This window comes from Nonomuraea sp. NPDC049486 (genome assembly GCF_040676925.1).
Taxonomy (GTDB): domain Bacteria; phylum Actinomycetota; class Actinomycetes; order Streptosporangiales; family Streptosporangiaceae; genus Nonomuraea; species Nonomuraea ferruginea.
Genome location: NZ_JBFAPV010000003.1, coordinates 413,782 through 434,346, shown reverse-complemented (window position 1 = coordinate 434,346; position 20,565 = coordinate 413,782). Strand labels below are relative to the sequence as shown.

General features: G+C 70.9%; 17 protein-coding genes and 2 pseudogenes. 10 read left to right on the top strand and 9 right to left on the bottom strand.

Annotated elements, in window-relative coordinates; genetic code table 11:
* Window positions 1–43: 43 nt before the first annotated feature.
* The 7 genes and pseudogenes from AB0K05_RS10895 to AB0K05_RS10865 all read right to left on the bottom strand — a co-directional run.
* Window positions 44–1,051, bottom strand: a complete 1,008-nt coding sequence (locus AB0K05_RS10895; protein WP_148033364.1) for a TerC family protein — start codon at window positions 1,049–1,051, stop codon at window positions 44–46.
* Entirely contained in the window at window positions 1,048–1,536 is a 489-nt protein-coding gene (locus AB0K05_RS10890) for a hypothetical protein (protein WP_148033365.1), read from the bottom strand. The genes AB0K05_RS10895 and AB0K05_RS10890 overlap by 4 nt, the downstream gene beginning before the upstream one ends.
* Window positions 1,536–2,942 (bottom strand): Nramp family divalent metal transporter, encoded by a 1,407-nt coding sequence (locus AB0K05_RS10885; RefSeq protein WP_148033366.1) that lies wholly within the window; start codon window positions 2,940–2,942, stop codon window positions 1,536–1,538. Before AB0K05_RS10885 ends, AB0K05_RS10890 begins: the two co-directional genes overlap by 1 nt.
* Window positions 2,943–3,099: 157 nt before the next feature.
* Complete coding sequence (locus AB0K05_RS10880) at window positions 3,100–5,232, bottom strand: acetate--CoA ligase family protein (protein ID WP_271274743.1); 2,133 nt, start codon at window positions 5,230–5,232, stop codon at window positions 3,100–3,102.
* Complete coding sequence (gene frc / locus AB0K05_RS10875) at window positions 5,232–6,455, bottom strand: formyl-CoA transferase (protein WP_271274742.1); 1,224 nt, start codon at window positions 6,453–6,455, stop codon at window positions 5,232–5,234. Before frc ends, AB0K05_RS10880 begins: the two co-directional genes overlap by 1 nt.
* Before the next feature lie 12 nt (window positions 6,456–6,467).
* Window positions 6,468–8,132: a thiamine pyrophosphate-binding protein gene (locus tag AB0K05_RS10870; RefSeq protein ID WP_364228439.1), complete on the bottom strand. Its 1,665-nt coding sequence runs from the start codon at window positions 8,130–8,132 to the stop codon at window positions 6,468–6,470.
* A gap of 80 nt (window positions 8,133–8,212) precedes the next feature.
* Window positions 8,213–8,710, bottom strand: a pseudogene (locus AB0K05_RS10865) (molybdopterin-binding protein); the annotation flags it as partial.
* On the opposite strand from AB0K05_RS10865, the gene AB0K05_RS10860 reads away from it, so the two are divergent.
* Complete coding sequence (locus AB0K05_RS10860) at window positions 8,627–9,349, top strand: hypothetical protein (protein WP_364228826.1); 723 nt, start codon at window positions 8,627–8,629, stop codon at window positions 9,347–9,349. The pseudogene AB0K05_RS10865 and the gene AB0K05_RS10860 sit on opposite strands and share 84 nt — an antisense overlap.
* A gap of 264 nt (window positions 9,350–9,613) precedes the next feature.
* Here the strand turns inward: AB0K05_RS10860 and AB0K05_RS10855 are convergent.
* A pseudogene (locus AB0K05_RS10855) lies at window positions 9,614–10,048 on the bottom strand (molybdopterin molybdenumtransferase MoeA); the annotation flags it as partial.
* A 74-nt stretch (window positions 10,049–10,122) separates the two neighbouring features.
* On the opposite strand from AB0K05_RS10855, the gene AB0K05_RS10850 reads away from it, so the two are divergent.
* The 9 genes from AB0K05_RS10850 to AB0K05_RS10810 all read left to right on the top strand — a co-directional run bounded on the left by AB0K05_RS10850 (window position 10,123) and on the right by AB0K05_RS10810 (window position 19,707).
* The gene (locus tag AB0K05_RS10850) at window positions 10,123–11,100 is read left to right on the top strand and encodes a 2-dehydropantoate 2-reductase (protein WP_364228437.1); all 978 of its coding nucleotides are present in this window, start codon (window positions 10,123–10,125) and stop codon (window positions 11,098–11,100) included.
* Window positions 11,101–11,138: 38 nt separating this feature from the next.
* On the top strand, window positions 11,139–13,040 hold the full coding sequence (locus tag AB0K05_RS10845) for a molybdopterin-dependent oxidoreductase (protein ID WP_219549723.1): 1,902 nt from the start codon (window positions 11,139–11,141) through the stop codon (window positions 13,038–13,040).
* Window positions 13,041–13,043: 3 nt separating this feature from the next.
* Window positions 13,044–14,945 (top strand): NAD(P)H-dependent oxidoreductase subunit E, encoded by a 1,902-nt coding sequence (locus AB0K05_RS10840; protein ID WP_364228434.1) that lies wholly within the window; start codon window positions 13,044–13,046, stop codon window positions 14,943–14,945.
* Window positions 14,945–15,784: a 2Fe-2S iron-sulfur cluster-binding protein gene (locus AB0K05_RS10835; RefSeq protein ID WP_261808883.1), complete on the top strand. Its 840-nt coding sequence runs from the start codon at window positions 14,945–14,947 to the stop codon at window positions 15,782–15,784. Before AB0K05_RS10840 ends, AB0K05_RS10835 begins: the two co-directional genes overlap by 1 nt.
* On the top strand, window positions 15,777–16,637 hold the full coding sequence (fdhD, locus tag AB0K05_RS10830; RefSeq protein WP_364228432.1) for a formate dehydrogenase accessory sulfurtransferase FdhD: 861 nt from the start codon (window positions 15,777–15,779) through the stop codon (window positions 16,635–16,637). The genes AB0K05_RS10835 and fdhD overlap by 8 nt, the downstream gene beginning before the upstream one ends.
* A gap of 121 nt (window positions 16,638–16,758) precedes the next feature.
* Complete coding sequence (locus tag AB0K05_RS10825; protein ID WP_364228430.1) at window positions 16,759–17,670, top strand: metal ABC transporter substrate-binding protein; 912 nt, start codon at window positions 16,759–16,761, stop codon at window positions 17,668–17,670.
* The gene (locus AB0K05_RS10820; RefSeq protein ID WP_364228428.1) at window positions 17,667–18,443 is read left to right on the top strand and encodes a metal ABC transporter ATP-binding protein; all 777 of its coding nucleotides are present in this window, start codon (window positions 17,667–17,669) and stop codon (window positions 18,441–18,443) included. The genes AB0K05_RS10825 and AB0K05_RS10820 overlap by 4 nt, the downstream gene beginning before the upstream one ends.
* Window positions 18,440–19,321, top strand: coding sequence for a metal ABC transporter permease (locus AB0K05_RS10815; protein ID WP_148033376.1), 882 nt, complete (start codon window positions 18,440–18,442; stop codon window positions 19,319–19,321). The genes AB0K05_RS10820 and AB0K05_RS10815 overlap by 4 nt, the downstream gene beginning before the upstream one ends.
* On the top strand, window positions 19,318–19,707 hold the full coding sequence (locus AB0K05_RS10810) for a transcriptional repressor (protein WP_219549718.1): 390 nt from the start codon (window positions 19,318–19,320) through the stop codon (window positions 19,705–19,707). Before AB0K05_RS10815 ends, AB0K05_RS10810 begins: the two co-directional genes overlap by 4 nt.
* Here the strand turns inward: AB0K05_RS10810 and AB0K05_RS10805 are convergent.
* Window positions 19,647–20,543, bottom strand: a complete 897-nt coding sequence (locus AB0K05_RS10805) for a DMT family transporter (RefSeq protein ID WP_364228426.1) — start codon at window positions 20,541–20,543, stop codon at window positions 19,647–19,649. The genes AB0K05_RS10810 and AB0K05_RS10805 overlap by 61 nt on opposite strands.
* Window positions 20,544–20,565 lie beyond the last annotated feature (22 nt).

Genomic DNA, 20,565 nt, shown 5'->3' with positions numbered 1-20,565 from the left:
AGGTGCCGCGCACAGGGGTGGCGCCCCCCGCGCGCGGCGCGCCTCAGCGCTCCGAGTCCGAACGCACCGGATCGGACGACGCCGAGTCCTCCTCCAGCGGCTCCCCTGCCGCCTTCGCGTCGCGGGCCGACTTCATCAGGCTCAGCACCGTGGTCACGGCGAGAGTCCCGAGGATGACGCCCAGAGAGACCAGGATCGGGATCTCCGGCGCCCACGACACGCCGTCGTGGTGCATCGCCTCCAAGATGAGTTTGACTCCGATGAAGGCCAGCACCACCGACAGTCCCTTGCTCAGGTAGACCAGCCGGTCGAGCAGGCCGCCGATCAGGAAGAACAGCTGCCGCAGCCCCATGAGGGCGAAGGCGTTGGCGGTGAACACGAGGTAGGGCTCCTTGGTGAGCCCGAAGATGGCCGGGATCGAGTCGAGCGCGAACAGCAGGTCGGTGGTGCCGATGGCGACCATGACGATCAGCATCGGCGTCACCATCCTGCGGCCCAGGTGCACGGTGAGCCGGGCGCCGTAGTAGGTGTCCGTGGTCGGGAGCACCCGGCGCACCGCGCGCAGGGCGGCGTTCTCGCTGAACTCGGCCTCGTCCTCCTCGTGCCCGATCAGTTTCCAGGCGGTGTAGACCAGGAAGGCGCCGAAGACGTAGAACAGCCAGTCGAACCTGGCCACGGCCTCGGCGCCGGCGGCGATGAAGGCGCCGCGCATCAACAGGGCCAGGACGATCCCGATGAGCAGCACCTTCTGCCGGTACTGCCGAGGCACCCTGAACCTGCTCATGATCAGAATGAAGACGAACAGGTTGTCGACGCTGAGCGAGTATTCGGTGATCCATCCCGCGAAGAACTCGCCGCCGTGCTGCGCCCCCGAGACGAAGAGCAGCCCGCACCCGAAGGCGATGGCCAGGGCGACGTAGAACGACACCCAGGCCACGCACTCCCGGAAGGAGGGCTCGCGGGGGTTGCGGGCGACGAGGTAGAAGTCCAGCGCGAGCACGATCGCGAAACCGCCGATCGTGGCGAGCCAGACCCAGGCGGGCAGGTTCATCGACGAGCTCCCTTCCTGGTCTGCATGACCTGGGCATGGCGGACGTACAGGCCGAACAGCGCCTCGGCGCGGGGGTTGCCCGCGCGGCGGCGCATCAGCCAGGGCGGCATGACCCGTTCGTGCAGGAAGACGAAGCCGATCGCGAAGCCGAGACTCACCATCGCCTGGAACAGCAGGAAGGTGAGCACGCCGTCGTTCGCCCCGGCCCCGGCGACGCTCTCCTGGAGCAGCCGGGACAGCGGGAAGGCGGCCATCCAGTAGAGCCCGGTGGGGCCGAACGTGCCGGGCCGGAACACGCCGCGTCCGAGCAGCACCCCGTACAGCCCGCCGAAGAAGGCGAGCGGCGCGGACAGTGCGAGCGCGGACTGGGCGGCCAGGCCGGCGGGGACCTCCGCGAGGAGGGTCAGCCCGCCGGCCAGCGCACCGGCGACGGCTCCGATCGTCGCCCCGGGCAGGGCGAGTTCGAGGTCGTCCCGATCGATCATCAACCCACGACCACCCCGAAGGCGAACAGGCTGTAGAACAGCATGCCCAGATAGAACACCGCGCCGAGGCCGATGATCACGTTGGTCCACCACTTCGGCCTGATCGGTTTGGGCAGCATGCGGTTGTTGACCAGCAGCAGCGTCACGCAGTACGCGCCCATCGCGAACGTCGACAGGAACGCCAGCGTGTCCAGGATCCCCTCAGGCCCGTCGGCCGGGCCGAAGAGCAGGATCAGGATGCCGAAGATGATCACGCCCCACAGGAAGCCCGCGTACAGGTGCGACATGCGCAGCTTCTTCGCGCCGGGCACGAAGTTGTAGGTCATGTCGGCCTGGCCGCGCGAGAACGAGTCGAAGAGCCCCAGCGTGGCGTTGAGCCCGATCAGCGCGATGAACCCAAGGAAGACGCCGCCGAGCACCGAGCTGCCCGCCGAGGAGACGGCCTCGGACATGGCGCTCAGCGCCACGTCCCGGTCGTCGCCCCGCAGCGCGGTCTGCACCTCGGGGTTCAGCCGCGCCGCCGACTGGGCGATCACCGTGAAGGAGATCGTGACCAGCATGGTGATGCCCCAGAAGAGCGCCAGCGCGTCGAAGGTGACCCAGCGCCGCCAGCCCTTCCACTTGGCCATCTCCGCGGGGTCCTCGGTGTCGAACATGAAGCCCCGCGAGGGCATGGCCTCTTCCTCGCCCGCGTGCCGCAGCCCGCGGACCTTCGGGATGTGCGCGCCCATGCCGGCTCCGGAGTCGCGCAGGTGCAGCGTGTACCACATCTGCTGCATGCCCGACGGTCCGGCGAAGGCGCAGGCGCCCACGATGACCGGGAACCACGCCGCTGTCATGGCCTCCTCCGGAAGATAGCCGAAGGCGAACATGCCGGTGATGGTGGTGACCACGTCGTTCCACGAGCCCACCATCGCGGCGACCACGGAGGTGCCGATCACGAGCGTGCCGATGAGCAAGGACAGCACGTTCTCCAGGACGTTGTAGATCACCTTGGCCAGGCTGAAGATCACCCCGACCAGGATGAGCCCGGCTATGGCCGTGACCATCCACGGGATCCCGGTTATCTGCTCGAACGCCGCCGCGCCGGCCGACAGGTGGCCCGGCCAGATGTAGACCAGGACGGCGACGATGAAGAAGAACCACATGATGGGCTTGAACACCCGGGCCGCGCCGGAGAAGATGCTCTCCCCCGTGGCCATGGCGTACCGCGCCATCTCCAGCATCACCACGGCCTGCAGGGTGACGCCGATCAGGAACAGCCACCTGATCTCCGGCCCGAACAGCAGCACGAGCCTGGGCCACATGTAGGACTCGCCCATCCCCACGCCCAGGGCGACGAGGAAGACGGTGGGCCCCAGGATGTGCACCGAGGGAGGCGCATCGGGGAGTTTCCTGATGGGCATCGGCTCAAGCCGGCCCGCTTTCCATACTCGTTTGTCCTCATCCGGCGGCGCAGACGTCGCCGGGGTGTTGGATGTGTCCACCTACGGACCTCCTGGGGGGTTGGTTGTTCTCCTGCGCTGCCCCGATCGCCCCCTCGCCAGGTGATGAGCTCGGCTCTTAGCTCAGCAGCCCGGCCGCTCTTGCCCAGCGGTACTTGGCGCCCAGCACCGCCACCGGCTTCTCGGTCGTGTAGGGGTACGCGACCACGCCGTGCTCGAACAGGTACTCCGACGCCTCCTCGACCTCGGTGTCTCCGGCAAGCGAAGCCACGACGGGCTTGACGTTGCCCTTCTCCCGCTCCTCCGCCACGACGCGGGCGATCAGCTCCGCGAAGACCATCGGCGGGGTCACGATGGTGTGCCAGTAGCCCAGCACGAGCGCGTGGATCCGGTCGTCGGCCAGGCCGAGCCGGACCGTGTTCTGGTAGGTCGACGGCGGCTCGCCGCCGGTGATGTCGACCGGGTTGCCGGCCGCGCCGAACGGCGGGATGAAGGCGCGGAACGCCTCGTCCAGGTCCGGCGGGATGTCCATCAGCGTCAGCCCGGCGTCCACGCAGGCGTCCGAGAGGAGCACCCCGGAACCGCCCGCCCCGGTGATGATGACGACGTTCTCGCCCTTGGGCGCGGGCAGGATCGGCAGCGCCCGCGCGTACTCGAGCATGTCGTTGAGCCCGGGCGCGCGCACCACGCCGGCCTGCCGCAGGATGTCGTCGTACACCTTGTCGTCGCCCGCCAGCGCCCCCGTGTGGGAGCCGGCGGCCCGCGCGCCCATGGCGGTGCGCCCCGCCTTGAGCACGATGACCGGCTTCTCCTTGACGACCCGGCGGGCCGCGTCGACGAAGCCGCGGCCGTCCTTGAGGTCCTCCAGGTGCATGGCGACGGCCTTGGTGTTGTCGTCCTGCTCGAAGAACGTCAGCAGGTCGTCCTCGTCCACGTCGGCCTTGTTGCCGACGCCGACGATCGCCGACACGCCCATCTTGGTGGTCCGGCTGAAGCCCAGGATGGCCATCCCGATGCCGCCGCTCTGCGAGGTCAGCGCCACGCTGCCCTTGACGTCGTACGGGGTGCAGAACGTCGCGCAGAGGTTCTCCGGCGTGTAGTAGTAGCCGTAGATGTTGGGGCCGAGCATCCGCACGCCGTGCCGCCTGGCGATCTCCACGATCTCCTGCTGGCCCTCGACGTTGCCGGTCTCGGCGAACCCCGACGGGATCATGATCGCGCCGGCCACTCCCTTGCGCCCGGCGTCCTCCAGCGCGGCCGGGACGAACTTGGCGGGGATGGCGAACACGGCCACGTCCACGTCGTGCGGCACGTCGGAGATGCTCTGGTACGCGGGCAGCCCCATGATCTCGGGGGCCTTGGGGTTGATCGGGAAGATCCTGCCCTGGTAGCCGCCGTTGATGAGGTTGCGCATGACCGAGTTGCCGATCTTGCCGTCCTCGGCGGAGGCGCCGATCACGGCCACCGAGCGCGGCTTGAAGATCCGCGTCATCTGCCGCAGGATCTCCTCCCTCGGCAGCCGGTCGGGCTCCCTGGCCGGCTCGCCGATGATGATGCGCACGTCCGCGGCGACCGCCCCGCGCGCGTCGGCGAAGACCGGGTTGAGGTCCACCTCGGCGATCTCGGGGAAGTCCGTGACGAGCCTGCTCACGCGTTCGATCAGTTCCGCCAGCGCCTTGCGGTCGGCCGGCTCCGCGCCGCGTGCCCCACGCAGCACCTCAGCCGCTTTGATGTCGTCCAGCATCCCCAGCGCCTCATCACCCGAAACCGGGGCAAGCCGGAAGGTGACGTCCTTGAGCACCTCGACCAGGACACCGCCGAGGCCGAACGCGACGACCTTGCCGAAGGTGGGGTCGGTGACCGCGCCCACGATGACCTCGTGGCCGCCGCCGACGAGCTGCTGCACCTGGACGCCGTCGATGCGGGCGTCGGGGTCGTACGCCCGCGCGTTGGCCAGGATCTCGTCGAAGCCCTCCCGTACCTCCTCGGCCGTCTTCACCCCGACCAGCACGCCGCCGGCGTCGGTCTTGTGCAGGATGTCCGGTGAGACGATCTTCAGGACGACCGGGAAGCCGATCTCGGCCGCCAGCTCGGCGGACTGCCCCGCCGAGGTGGCCAGGCCCTCCCCGGGGGTGGCGATCCCGTACGCCTGGCAGATGCCGCGCCCCTCGGGGGCGGTCAGTGCCGTGCGGCCCTCGGCCAGCGCCTTGTCCAGCACGTCCCTGACCGCGCCGCGCGCCCCTTGCTCCACTAGATGACTCCGTTCGTCTTGAGCTCGGCCAGCTCGTCGGGGCTCACGCCCAGCTCGCCGTAGATCTCCTGGTTGTGCTCGCCGAGCAGGGGCGACGTCCTGACCTCCACCGGGGAGTCGGACAGCTGCAGCGGGCTGCCGACGGTGAGGAACTCGCCCCGCTCCGGGTGGTCGACCGCGACGACCATGCCCTCCTCGCGCAGCGACTCGTCCTCGATCAGCTCCTTGGTGGACAGGATCGGCCCGCACGGCACGTTGGCCGCGTTCAGCTTGTCGAGGACCGTCCACTTGTCGTGCCTGATCGTCCACTCCTCGATGAGCTGGAACATCTTGTCCAGCTTGGGCAGCCGCGCCTCGGGCGTGGCCCACTCGGGGTCGTCGGCCAGCTCGGCGCGGCCGATGATCTCCGAGATGGGCTTCCAGCCGACCGGCTGGACGATCACGTAGATGTAGTCGTTCGGCCCGCCGGGCGCGCAGCGCACCGCCCAGCCGGGCTGGCCGCCGCCGCTGGCGTTGCCGGAGCGGGGCACCTCGTCGCCGAAGGTCTTGTTCGGGTACTCGCGCAGCGGGCCGTGCGCCAGCCGCTGCTGGTCGCGGAGCTTGACCCGGGCGAGGTTCAGTACCGCGTGCTGCATGGCCACCTGCACCCGCTGGCCCCGGTCCGTGGTCTGGCGCTGATAGAGCGCGGCCAGGATGCCGGCGACGGCGTGGATGCCGGTGCCGGAGTCGCCGATCTGCGCGCCGGTGGCCAGCGGCGGGCCGTCCTCGAAGCCGGTGGTGGTCATCGAGCCGCCCATCGCCTGGGCGATCACCTCGTACGCCTTGAACGCGCGGTAGCGGCCGGGGCCGAAGCCCTTGATGGAGGCGTAGATCAGGCGCGGGTTGAGCTCCTGGAGCCGCTCCCAGGTGAAGCCCATCCGGTCGACGGCGCCGGGGCCGAAGTTCTCCACCAGGACGTCGGACTGCTTCACCAGCTCGGTGAAGATCTCCTTGCCGCGCTCGGACTTCATGTTGAGCGTGATGCTGCGCTTGTTGCAGTTCAGCATCGTGAAGTAGAGGCTGTCGACGCCGGGCAGGTCACGCAGCTGCTGCCGGGTGATGTCGCCGGTGATGGACTCCAGCTTGACCACGTCGGCGCCCAGCCAGGCGAGCAACTGGGTGGCGGACGGGCCCGACTGGACATGGGTCATGTCGAGGACGCGGACACCTTCGAGTGCCTTCATGTTCGGACCTGCCTACTTGTACATGGTCTGGTTCATGGTTCCCGGGGCGTACACGTCGGGATCGACCCAGACGTTGATGAGCGACGGTTTGCCGGACTCCCGGGCCCGCTCCAGCGCGGGGCGGATGTCGGCCGGGTCGCGGACCTCCTCGCCGTGGCCGCCGAGCAGCTTGGCGAACTCGCCGTAGCGGACGTCGCCCAGCGTGTTGCCGACGCGGGCGCGGTCCTCGCCGTACTTGGCGGCCTGGCCGTACCTGATCTGGTTCATGGACGAGTTGTTGCCGATCACGCCGATGAACGGCAGGTCGAAGCGGACCATGGTCTCGAAGTCCCAGCCGGTGAGGCTGAAGGCGCCGTCGCCGAAGAGGCAGAGCACCTCCTTGTCCGGGCGGGCCTTCTTCGCAGCCATCGCGAACGCCATGCCGACGCCGAGCGTGCCGAGCGGGCCCGGGTCCATCCAGTGGCCGGGCGACTTGGGCTGCACGACCTGGCCGGAGAAGGTGACGATGTCGCCGCCGTCGCCGATGTAGATGGTGTCCTCGGTGAGGAACTCGTTGATCTCGTGGACCAGCCGGTACGGGTCGATGGGCTGGGCGTCGGAGAGCTGGCGGGGCAGCCGCTTCTCGTACGCTCGCGTCTCGACCGCGCGCAGCTCCTCGATCCACTCCTTGCGGCGGGCGGCGCCGTTCTCCACCCGCCCGCTGGCCGCCTGCGCCGCGGCCGACAGGATGAGGCCGGGGTCGCCGACGATGCCGAGGTCGATGTCGCGGTTCTTGCCGACGGTGCGGTAGTCGAGGTCGATCTGGACGACCTTGGCGGTGGGCGACAAGCGCTTGCCGTAGCCCATGCGGAAGTCGAACGGGGTGCCGACGATGATGATCAGGTCGGCCTCGGTGAAGGCGTAGCGGCGGCTGAGCTGGAAGTGCATCGGGTCGCCCGGCGGCAGCGTGCCGCGCGCCGAGCCGTTCATGTAGGCCGGGACGTCGAGGCCGCGCACGAAGTCGATGGCCGCGTCGGTGGCCCGGCAGGTCTGCACCTGGCTGCCGAGCAGGATCGCCGGCTTCTCCGCGTGCGCCAGCATGTCGGCCAGGCGCTCGATCGACTCCGGGTCGCCGGCCTGGCGGGTGGAGGCCCGGTAGTTCTTCGGGATCCTGGCCTTGTCGAGCGGCACCTTGGCGTCCAGCACGTCACGCGGGATCTCCAGGAACGACGGCCCCGGCGCGCCGTGATAGCACTCGCGGAAGGCCATCGACACCAGGTCGGCCACCCGTTCCGTGGTCGGCACCGTGGCCGCGAACTTGGTGATCGGGGCCATCATGTCGACGTGGGGCAGGTCCTGCAGCGAGCCCATCTTGTGCTGGCTCAGCGCGCCCTGGCCGCCGATCAGCAACATCGGGCTCTCGGCCCTGAAGGCGTTGGCCACGCCGGTCACCGCGTCGGTCGTGCCCGGCCCCGCGGTGACGACCGCGCAACCGGGCTTGCCGGTGATGCGGGCGTAACCGTCGGCGGCGTGCGCGGCCACCTGCTCGTGTCGTACGTCGATGACCTCGATGCCCTCATCGACACAACCGTCGTAGATGTCGATGATGTGGCCGCCGCAGAGCGTGTAGATCACTTCCACGCCCTCGGCCTTGAGCGCTTTGGCTACCAGATGACCGCCAGAGATCGTTTCCGACATCGTGCACCCTTTCCGGCGACTGTCTATCGCATACTGCATACCGTATGAAGGCAATGGTTACCCTCTCCTCACCGAGCTGTCTAGCCCCCAGTGGGCAACTCGATCAGCTCGACCTGCTCCCCCGACCACCCCGGCGGCACCACCGCCAGGGCCTCGGCCAGCGCCGCTCCCCACAACGACCCCGGCCTGTCGTGCCCGACGGGAATCGCGCCCCGGCCCGACCTGAGCACCGGAACCAGCCGCGTGTCCCGCTCGTGCGTCCGCACCGGCCCCGCCAGCGCGCTGCTCTCCCGCCGCGCCCCTGCCCCCCGCATCCCCCGCAGTACGGGAACGAGCAGCGTCATGGCGGCGGCCAGCGCCGCGAACGGGTTCCCCGGCAGGCCCACCACGAGCCTCCCCCCGGGCAGGCGGGCGAGCAGCTGCGGATGCCCCGGCCGCACCGCCACCCCGTCCACGAGCACCTCCGCCCCCAACTCCCCCAGCACCCCCCGCAAATGATCAGCCGGCCCCCGCGACGACGCCCCACAAACCACCACCACCTCCACCCCACCTCCCTCCCCGGAACGGGCCAGGAGGTCCTCTCGGGCTTCACGACCCTCATCAGCAAGAACCCGCAGGTCTTCGCAGGACGGAAGTCCCTCCCGCAGCGGGGACTTCTCACCGGAACGGACCCCAAGGTCCTCTCGGAGTGGACGGCCCTCATCGGGAAAGAGCGGCGGGTCTTCGCGGGGCGGAAGTCCCTCCCGGGGAGGGAAGCCCTCCGGGGGCGGGGACTCCTCACCGGAACGGAACCGGAGGTCTTCTCGGAGCTGGGGGGTCTTTCCGGGGGAGAACCCCTCTCGCGAAGGCTCATCACCTCGGGGTTGGGAACTTTCTTCGGGAGAAGACCCCCTTCGAGGCGAAGGCTGCTCACCGAAGCGGAACCGAAGGTCTTCTCGGGGTTCACGGCCCTCTTCGGGAAGAAGCGGCAGGTCTCCGCGGTGAGGAAGCTCCTGACTGGAATGGAAACCCTCCCGTGGCGGGGACTCCTCCCCGGAACGGAACCGGAGGTCTTCTCGGAGTTGGGGGTTCTCTCCGGGAGAGAACCCCTCTCGCGAAGGCTCCTCGCCTCGGGGTTCGGGAGAAGAACCTTCTCGGGGTGGGGGGTTCTCGCCGGGGCGGGAGCTGAGGTGTTCTTGGGGGTTCTGTCTGGGGTGGGGTGGCGAAACAAAGGCTGACAGGGCTGTGTGGAGGGGGGTGGCGCCGTCGGGGAGGCGGGTGTGGGAGGCGAGGCGTCCTCCGGCCCAGGCGATCAGTCCCGGGAGGAACGGGCCGATGGCGTCGCGGACCCGGCCCGGGCCGGGGAGGCCGTGGTCGACCACCTCGTCGCCGGTCACCAGCACCGCGACGGACGGCACTGGCCGTACGGTGAGGATGTCGTGACCCAGCGCGGCGGCGAGCCCGGCGACGACAGGCGTCACGACGGCCCCGGCCCCGAGCACGACGGCGCCCTCGGCGATGTCCTCGCCCCGCCGCCGGATGTGCCGCCCGGCCTCGATCCGCCCGTCCACCCACGTCCCGCCCGACGCCCGCTCGTACGGGAGGACCGACTCGGACCCGGGCGGCACCGGGGCGCCCGTGGCGATCTCCACCGCCTCACCAGGCCGCAGCGCGTCCCCGTACGGGAGACCTCCCGCGAGGACCCGGCCCACCACGCGCCAGGGCGGCGCCCCCGCCACCGCGTACCCGTCCATCGCCGACACGTCCGAGCCGGGCACCGCCACCAGGGCACGCAGCGGCCCAGCGAGGCGGCAGCCGAGCGCCCGGGAGAGTGGCAGGTCAGCCGGGGGCAGCGGACGGGCGGAGCGGGCCGCGAGGTCGCGGGCGGCCGGCCACGAGAGCGCGCGCACGGCGGCCTCATGTCGAACAACGGTCATCGACGTGCTCCTTGACCCGAATTTTTCCATACTGTATACCGAATGCAAATCCGACGCGAGAACGGAGCGAGAGCATGAAGGTCGCTGTTCTTGGCGCCGGCGCCATCGGCGCGTATGTGGGGGCCGCCCTCCACAGGGCGGGAGTCGAGGTCCACCTCATCGCGAGAGGGCCGCACCTCGAGGCCATACGCAAGTCCGGTGTGATGGTGCTCAGCCCCCGGGGCGATTTCGTCGCCCACCCCCATGCCACCGACGACCCGTCCGAGGTCGGCCCGGTGGACCACGTCTTCCTGGGCCTCAAGGCGAACCACTACGCCGCCTCGGGCCCCATGATCAAGCCGCTGCTGCACGAGGCCACGAGCGTCATCGCCGCGCAGAACGGCATCCCGTGGTGGTACTTCCACGGGCTCAAGGGCCCCTACGAGGGCTACCGCATCGAGAGCGTCGACCCGGGGGGCACGGTCACCGCCGCGCTCCCCCTGCACAGGGCTGTCGGATGTGTCGTCTACGCGGCCACCGAGATCGAGCGGCCCGGAGTCATCCGTCACTACGAGGGCACCCGCTTCTCCATCGGGGAACCGAGCGGCGAGCCGACCGCGCGCTGCGCGGAGTTCAGCGAGGCCATGGTCACGGGCGGGCTGAAGTGCCCGGTGGAGACGGATCTGCGCAGGGATGTGTGGATCAAGCTCATGGGCAACATCGCCTTCAACCCGATCAGCGCGCTGGCCCGGGCCACGATGGCCGGGATCTGCCGCCACGACGGCGCGCGGGAGCTGGTCAGATCGATGATGACCGAGACGGTGGACGTGGCCAGGCGGGTCGGCTGCGATCCCGGGATCTCGATCGAGCGCCGCCTGCGCGGAGCGGAGAAGGCCGGCGAGCACAAGACCTCCACCCTCCAGGACCTGGAGAAGGGCAAACCGCTGGAGCTCGACGTGCTGCTCGCGGCGGTGGTCGAGCTGGCCGATCTCACCGGGGCCGACGTGCCCACGCTGCGCGCCATCCACGCGGTGAGCGACCTGCTCAACGAGAACCTTGTCCGTGCGGTCTGACGACACATACCGTAGTCTGTATACAGAATGGAGGGATCATGAGCTATGACCGCCTGACCCATCCACTGGTGCGCGAGGACGGCGTGCTGCGCAGGGCGACCTGGGAAGAGGCGCTCGACCGCGCCGCCGAGGGTTTCCGCCGCAACGTCGCCGAGCACGGCCCCGACAGCTTCGCCATGCTGTCGTGCGCCCGTTCGACGAACGAGATGAACTACGTGGGCCAGAAGTTCACCCGCGTGGTCATCGGCACCAACAACGTGGACTCCTGCAACCGCACCTGTCACGCGCCCAGCGTGGCGGGGCTCTCCGCGGTGTTCGGCAGTGGCGGCGGCACCTCCTCATACCAGGAGGTCGAGGACACCGACGTGATCGTGATGTGGGGCTCGGCGGCCCGGAACGCGCATCCGATCTTCTTCCAGCACGTCTTGAAGGGCATACACAACGGCGCCCGGATGTTCGCCGTGGATCCACGGCGCACCGGCACCGCGCAGTGGGCGGACCTGTGGCTGGGCCTGAACGTGGGCACCGACATCCCGCTCGCCCACGCCATAGCCCGCGAGATCATCCACGCCGGGCTGCACAACGAGGCGTTCATCGAGCGCGCCACGACCGGCTTCGAGGAGTTCCGCGCGTCGGTCGAGCCGTGGACGCTCGGCGTGGCCGAGCAGGTCACCGGCGTGCCCGCGGACGCGATCAGGGAGCTGGCGCACGCCTACGCCCGCGCCGACCGCGCCCAGCTCTGCTGGACGCTCGGCATCACCGAGCACCACAACGCCACCGACAACGTCCGCGCGCTGATCAACCTCAGCCTGCTGACCGGCCACGTCGGCCGCTACGGCTCCGGCCTGTCGCCGCTGCGCGGCCAGAACAACGTGCAGGGCGGCGGCGACATGGGCGCCATCCCCAACCGGCTGCCGGGATTCCAGGACATCCTGGACCCGGAGATCCGGGCCTCCTTCGAGCGGGCGTGGGGGGCGCCGATCCAGCCGAAGTACGGCCACAACCTCACCGAGATGCTGGAGGCGATGGCCGAGGGCCACGTCACCACCTGCTATCTCATCGGTGAGAATCCGGTGCAGTCCGAGGCCGACTCGCTGGCCTGCATCAAGCGCCTGTCCATGCTCGACCACCTCGTCGTGCAGGACATCTTCCTCACCAAGACCGCCCAGATGGCCCACGTGGTACTGCCCGCCAGCGCCGCGTGGTGCGAGGCCGACGGCACGTTCACCAACAGCGAGCGGCGGGTGCAACGGGTGCGCAAGGCGCTCGATCCACCGGGCGAGGCCCGCGACGACATCGAGATCCTCTGCCAGCTGGCCCGCAGGCTGGGCCACGACTGGAGTTACGACGGCGCCGAGCAGGTCTGGGACGAGCTGCGCTCGGTCTCCCCCGTGCACCACGGGATGACCTACCGGCGGCTGGACGAGCACCAGGGCATCCAGTGGCCGTGCTTCTCCGAGGACACGCTGGAGCCGCCGTACCTGCACGCGCGGCTGTGGGAGACCGACCCGGTCAAGCGCGGCATGCCCGCCGCGTTCGCGGTGCTGCGCCACTCGCCGCCGGTCGACCTGCTGGACGAGGAGTACCCGCTCCGCCTCACCACCGGGCGCAGGCTCGACTCGTACAACACGGGCGTGCAGTCCTCGGGGTTCGCCTCGCCGCTGCGGCGCGGGGAGACGATCGACATGTGCCCGGAGGACGCCGAGCGGCTCGGCCTCGTGGCCGGCGAGGAGGTGCGCATCACCTCGCGCCGGGCCTCGGTGGTCGCGCCCGTGTACATCGACCCCGCCCTGCGGCCGGGGCTGGTGTTCATGACGTTCCACTTCCCGGACGAGGTCGACGTCAACTCGCTGACCATCGAGGCCACCTGTCCCATCGCGGGCACCGCCGAGTTCAAGGCGGCCGCCGTACGCGTCGAGAAGCTCGTCAAGGTCGGGTGAGCGATGGATCTGCGATTCCGTGACGCGGAGCCGACGGCCGAGGAGCGCGAGGCGGTCGACGCGCTGCTCGGGCCGCCCGCCTCCGCCTGGGACGGCGGCGAGCGGACCGCGACCGACCTGCGGGTCGCGGCCCGCGCCGAGAGCTCCCGCGACCTGCTGCTGCCGGCCCTGCACGCGGTCAACGACCGGGTGGGGTGGATCAGCGAGGGCGCGCTCGACTACATCTGCCGCCGCCTCACCGTGCCGCCCGCCGAGGCGTACGGGGTGGCGACCTTCTACTCGCTGCTCTCCGTGAAACCGCGCCCGCCCCGGGTGCTGCACGTCTGCACCGACCTCGCCTGCCACGCCAAGGGCGCGGACGCGGTACGGCGGCGCGTCGAGGAGCGGCTCGGCCCGCCCGGCGAGTCCTGGCAGCCGAGCCCGTGCCTCGGCCTGTGCGAGCGCGCCCCGGCGGCCCTCGCCCTGGAGGCGGGCGACCCGCCCACGGCCGACGTGTACGGGCCGGTCCTCCCGGAGACGATCGGGGACGGAATCTGGACGGGCTTGCCCGGCCCGGACGGCGTCCCGCTCAACGGCTCCTCCAGCACGACCTCCAACGGCGCGGCCGCGAACGGCACGGCCGCCTCCGACGGGCCGCGCGCCAGGCAGACGGGGGACGCCGGGGAGCCTCCCGCCGAGGCCGCCGTGCCCCAGGCCGGGCAGGACGGGCTCGTCCTGCTGCGCCGCATCGGCGTGGCGGACCCGGCGAGCCTGGACGACTACCGGGCCAACGGCGGGTACGCCGCGCTGCGCCGGGCCTTCCGGCTCGGCCCCGCCGGGGTGATCCGCGAGGTGCTGGAGTCGGGGCTGGTCGGCCGGGGCGGCGCGGCCTTCCCGACGGGCCGCAAGTGGGACGCCGCCGCACGCCAGCCCGACCACCCGCACTACCTGGTGTGCAACGCCGACGAGAGCGAGCCGGGCACCTTCAAGGATCGCGTGATCATGGAGGGCGACCCGTACGCGCTCGTCGAGGCCATGACGATCGCCGCCTACGCCACCGGGTGCGCCAAGGGCTACCTCTACATCAGGGGCGAGTACCCGAGGGCCGTCAGGAGGCTGGAGCACGCGATCGCCACCGCCCGCGCCAGGGGCCTGCTCGGCGCCGGCATCCTCGGCCACGACTTCGAGTTCGACATCGAGCTGAGAAGGGGCGCGGGCGCGTACATCTGCGGCGAGGAGACCGCGATCTTCAACTCCATCGAGGGCTTCCGCGGCGAGCCGCGCAGCAAGCCGCCGTTCCCGGTGGAGAAGGGCCTGTTCGGCAAGCCCACGGTGGTCAACAACGTGGAGACGCTGGTCAACGTGCTGCCGATCCTGGAGCACGGCGCCCAGGCGTACGCCGCGACCGGCACCGGGTCCTCGACCGGCACGAAGCTGTTCTGCGTGTCCGGCGGCGTCGCCCGGCCCGGCATCTACGAGCTGCCGTTCGGCGCGACGCTCCGCGAGCTGATGGACCTGGCGGGCCCGGTGGGCGAGCCGCGGGCGGTGCTCCTCGGCGGCGCGGCCGGGGCGTTCGTGACCGATCCCGACATCCCGCTGACGTTCGAGGGCACCAGGCAGGCGGGCGCCACGCTGGGCTCCGGCGTGGTGCTCGTGCTGGACGACAGCGTGGACCTCAAGGCGATCCTGCTGCGCATCGCCGAGTTCTTCCGTGACGAGTCGTGCGGGCAGTGCGTGCCCTGCCGGGTCGGCACCGTACGGCAGGAGGAGGCGCTGCACCGCCTGTCGGAGCGGGTGGACGAGCGGGACCTGCTGCTGCTGCGCGAGGTCGGGCAGACCATGCGGGACGCCTCGATCTGCGGGCTCGGCCAGACCGCCTGGAACGCCGTGGAATCAGCCATCGACCGCTTGGGGGTGTACCGGTGATCCCGCTGCAGCCGCCTCGGCGGCTCGTCGACGTCGAGATCGACGGCGAGAACGTCCGCGTGCCTGAAGGCTCGACGATCCTGGACGCCTGCGCGGCGGCGGGCAAGGACGTCCCGACCCTCTGCTACGGCGACACGCTCACCCCGAAGAACGCCTGCCGGGTGTGCGTCGTCGAGGTGGAGGGCTCGCGGACGCTCGCCCCCGCCTGCTCCAGGAAGGTGGAGCCGGGCATGACGGTCGGCACCGACACCGAGCGCACCCGCCACAGCCGCAAGGTCGTGCTGGAACTGCTCGGCTCGTCGGTCGACCTGTCCACGACCCCGCGGGCGGCCGAGTGGATCGAGGAGTACGGCGCCGAACCCGGCCGGTTCGGCGACGACGCCGCCACCGTCGAGCAGCCCGCCAAGGTCGACAACGAGCTGTACGTGCGCGACTACGGCAAATGCATCCTCTGCTACAAGTGCGTCGACGCGTGCGGCGAGCAGTGGCAGAACTCGTTCGCCATCGGCGTGGCCGGCCGGGGCTTCGACGCGACGATCTCCACCGAGTTCGACGCGCCGCTCACCGACTCGGCCTGCGTCTACTGCGGCAACTGCGTGGAGGTGTGCCCCACCGGGGCGCTGTCGTTCAAGACCGAGTTCGACATGCGGGCCGAGGGCACCTGGGACGAGTCGCGGCAGACCGAGACCACGACGATCTGCAGCTACTGCGGGGTCGGCTGCAACCTGACCCTGCACGTACAGGACAACAAGATCGTGAAGGTGACGTCACCGCACGACAACCCGGTCACCCATGGCAATCTCTGCGTCAAGGGACGGTTCGGGTTCGGCTATGTCTAGGGTCTCCGTCAAGCGCCGCATCCTGCGCATCAGGGACGCCGCCCCGACGCGCAGGATCGACTCGCTCGCCGCGGAGGAGCCGCTGGAGATCCGGCTCGACGGCACCCCGCTGACCGTCACCATGCGGACCCCGGGCGACGACTTCGACCTGGCCGCCGGCTTCCTCGTCAGCGAGGGCGCCGTCGGCTCGGCGGACGACATCGCCACGATCCGCTACTGCGCGGGCGCCCTGGCCGACGGCCAGAACACCTACAACGTCCTGGACGTGCGGCTCGCGCCAGGCGTCCAGGCCCCGGCCCCGCGCAACTTCTACACCACCTCCTCCTGCGGGGTCTGCGGCAAGGCCTCGCTGGAGGCGGTGCGCACCGTCGCCCGCTGGGCCGCGCACGACGACCCCGTCGAACTCGGCCGGGCGACCGTGGCGGCCCTGCCCGGCAGGCTGCGCGCGGCCCAGCGGGTCTTCGACCGGACCGGCGGGCTGCACGCCGCCGGTCTGTTCACCGCCGAGGGGGAGCCGCTCTGCGTCCGCGAGGACGTGGGCCGGCACAACGCGGTGGACAAGCTCCTGGGCTGGGCGCTCAGGAACGGGCGGCTGCCGTTGCGCGGCACCGTCCTGATGGTGTCCGGCCGGGCCTCCTTCGAGCTGGTGCAGAAGGCGGTGATGGGGGGCGTTCCGGTGCTCGCCGCGGTCTCCGCCCCGTCCTCCCTCGCGGTCGAGCTGGCCGCCGAGGAGGGCCTGACGCTCATCGGGTTCCTGCGCGGGGACTCGATGAACGTCTACGCGGGCGAACAGCGGCTGGACCTCACCTCGGGTGCCGGCTACGGCTCAGCCGGCGTACCTCCCCCGAGGTGATGGCGGGATGCCGTGCGGAAGGCCTGGCCCCCAGCCGCCGTCCGGCATCCCAAGCCATCGACTTTGACAACCATTTTCATTCCCCGGCATACTGACTCACATGATGTCAGGACATTCCCGTATGCGGGTCGCTGGGGCGCTCGCGGGCGCGACGTTGCTGGCCACGACCGCGTGCGGCGCCGACGCCGGGACCGGCGCGGCCACCGGAGACACTCCGCAGGTGGTCGCCGCCTTCTATCCGCTGCAGTGGATCACCGAGCAGGTCGGCGGCTCCGACGTCCAGGTGTCGAGCCTGACCACTCCCGGTGTCGAGCCGCACGACATGGAGCTGGGCGCCCACCAGATGGCGCAGCTGGAGGACGCGGCGCTCACCGTCTACATCAAGGGCGTCCAGCCCGCCGTGGACGAGGCCGTCACGCCCGACACGGCGTTCGACGCCGCCACCGCCGTACGGACGATCCCGGCGGGCGGGCACGACGAGCACGAGCACGAGGAAGGCGAGGAGGCCCACGACCACGAGGTCTCCTACGATCCGCACCTGTGGCTCGACCCGTCCAGGTTCGCCGCCGTCGCCACGGAGCTGGGCGAGCGGCTGGCCGCCGCCGACCCCGCGCACGCGCAGGCGTTCAAGGACCGCGCCGCCAAGACCGCCGCCTCGCTCACCGCGCTGGACGAGGAGTTCAGCCAGGGCCTGGCCACCTGCTCGACGCGCACGATGGTCACCGCGCACGAGGCGTTCGGCTATCTGGCCGACCGCTACAAGCTGAAGCAGGTGGGCATCACGCTCGACCCCGAGTCCGAGCCCTCGCCCGCCCGGCTGGCCGAGGTGGCCGAGCTGGCCAAGCGCGAGAAGGTGACCACGATCTTCACCGAGGCGCTGGTCAGCCCCAAGGTGGCCGAGGTGCTGGCCGGCGAGGTCGGCGCGAAGACCGCGGTGCTCGACCCGCTGGAGAGCGCGCCTTCCGGCGATTACGCGTCCGCGATGCGCGACAATCTGAGGACATTGCAGACGGCCCTGGGGTGCACCACATGAGCGAGACCGCGTTCGCGATGACCGGCGGGCGGGTCGCGCTCGACGGCCGGCCCGTGCTGGCGGGCGTCGACCTGACCGTCCGTGAGGGCGAGGTCGTGGCCATCATGGGCGCCAACGGCTCGGGCAAGTCGACGCTCGTGCGCGCGCTGCTCGGGCTCACGCCGCTGTCCGGCGGCACGACCCTGCTCTACGGCTCACCGCCCGCGCGTTTCCGCCACTGGTGGCGCATCGGCTACGTGCCGCAGCGCCTGGCGATCGGCGGCGGCGTGCCCGCCACCGTACGGGAGGTCGTCACCTCCGGCCGGGTCGCCCGGCGGCGCAGGCTGAGCCCCTACCGTCAGGAGGACCGGGAGGCCGTGGCCCGCGCCCTGGAGGCGGTGGGGCTGGCCGACCGGGCCGGCGACTCGGCGCAGGCCCTGTCCGGAGGCCAGCAGCAGCGGGTGCTCATCGCCCGCGCGCTGGCAGGGGAGCCCGACACCTACGTGATGGACGAGCCGACCGCCGGCGTCGACGCCGGGACCCAGCGGCTGCTCGCCGACACGCTCGCCCGCCTGGTGGCCGCCGGGAAGACCATCGTCCTGGTCGCGCACGAGCTGGGCCCGCTGGAGCCGCTCATCACGCGCGGCGTGGTGGTCCGGGAGGGCCGCATCGCCCATGACGGGCCGCCCCCCGAGCCGGAGGGCGACTGCGCCAGACCGGGTCACGAGCACGTGCACCCGCACGCCGCCGAAGCCGCTGCGGGCCCGCTCCGCGGCTGGCAGGGAGAACCATGATCGACCTGAGCCTGCTCGACAAGCAGTTCTTCCAGCTCGCGCTGATCGCCGCCCTGCTGGTGGGGCTCTGCGCGCCCGCCGTGGGCACGTTCATCGTGCAGCGCAGGCTGGCCCTGCTCGGCGACGGCATCGGCCACGTGGCGCTGACCGGCGTCGCGCTCGGCTTCCTGACCGGCACCGCCCCGGTGCTGACGGCCGTCGTGGTGGCGATCGCGGGGGCCCTCGCCATCGAGCTGGTCAGGGCGCGCGGCCGCACGAGCGGCGACGTGGCGCTGGCGCTGCTGTTCTACGGCGGCATCGCGGGCGGCGTCATGCTCATGGGCATCGCGCCCGGCGGCAGCAACGCCAAGCTCAACTCCTACCTGTTCGGCGCCATCGCCAGCGTCACGACCGAGGACATCTGGGTCATCGGCGGCCTGGCCGTGCTGGTGCTCGGGGTGGTCACGGTCTTCGGCAGGGAGCTGTTCGTGCTCTGCCAGGACGAGGAGATGGCCAGGGCCAGCGGGCTGCCGGTGCGCTTCCTCAGCGTGCTGGTCGCGGTCACGGCCGCGCTGACCGTGGTCATCGCCATGCGGGTGGTCGGCCTGCTGCTGGTCAGCGCGCTCATGGTGATCCCGGTGGCGACCAGCCAGCAGCTCACCAGAGGGTTCCGCACGACGATGCTGCTGGCCATGGTGTTCGGCGTGGTGGCGTCGGTGGGCGGGCTGCTCGCCTCGACCGCCTCCACGCGGGTGCCGCCGGGGGCGGCCATCGTCCTTCTCGCCCTGGCCGGCTTCGTCCTGGCCCTCGGTGTCGGTAGATTCGTACGTCAAGGCCGATCCCAGGAGTCGAACGTGAGCCAGCAGGCAGGCAGCGTCCGCGTCAAGGAGGTCAGATGACCTCCAGGCGGCAGGCCGTCCACGAAACCCTGCGTCAGAGCGAGGGGTTCCGCAGCGCCCAGGACGTCTATACGGAGATGCGCCAGCACGGCGCGAAGATCGGGCTGACCACGGTCTACCGCGCGCTGCAGACGCTGGCCGACCACGGGAAGGTCGACGTGCTGCGCAACGACGAAGGCGAGTCGGTCTACCGCGCGTGCGCCACCGGCGAGCACCACCACCATCTGGTCTGCCGCCGCTGCGGCCACACCGTCGAGGTGGCGGGCCCCGCCGTGGAGCGCTGGGCCGAGACCATCGGCGCCGACCACGGCTTCACCGAGATCACTCACACCGTCGAGGTCTTCGGCACCTGCTCGTCCTGCTCCAAGCCTCCGGAGGCGGGCTGATCGCGACGTGACCCCCACAGCACGCCCAGCACGACCACCGCGCAGCCCGCGAGCTGCAGTGCCGACGGACGCTCGCCGAGCACGGCCGCCGACAGGCCGACCGTCGTCATCGGCTGGACGAGCAGCAGCAGCGCGGTCAGCGCGGCGGGCTGGCGGGGCAGCGAGTACGTGATGAGCGACCAGCCGAGCACCTGCGGCCCGAGCGCGAGCACCAGCAGCCAGCCGTGCTCGGGCCAGCTGACGGTGAGGTCGGCGCCGCCGAAGACCGGGCTGAGCGCCGTCATGGCGAGCGTGGCCACGACGGTGGCGTGCGCGAGCGGCGCCGCCGAGCGGTCGGACGCGCTCTTCATGAGCAGCAGGAAGGCCGCGTACGAGAGCGACGTGGCGACGCCGGTGACCACCCCGAGCACCGGGTCGACGCCGTACGCGGCCCGGTCGAACACGCCGGAGATCAGCACGACGCCGCCGAACACCACCGGGGTGGCCACCATCAGGGCGCGCGACGGCCGCTCACGGAAGATCGCCCAGGCGGCGAACGCCACGATGAACACCTGGAGGTTGCCGAGCACGGTGGCCAGCCCGGCGCCCACGTACGCGATCGAGTGGTGCCAGAACAACAGGTCGAGCGCGAACATCAGGCCCGCGACCCACGCCAGCAGGCGGGGCCTGCCCCTGAACGGCCCGCGCCGGCGCCGCTCCAGCGTGGCGAGCACGATCAGAGGCGGGATCGCGTACGCGCACCGGAAGATCGCCGAGGTCGCCGGTGCCACGTCGGCGAGCCGGACGAGCGGCCCGGAGGTGGAAATGATCAGAGCGCCTGCGATCGCGATCAGCACGATTCGGCGGTGTGAACTCATC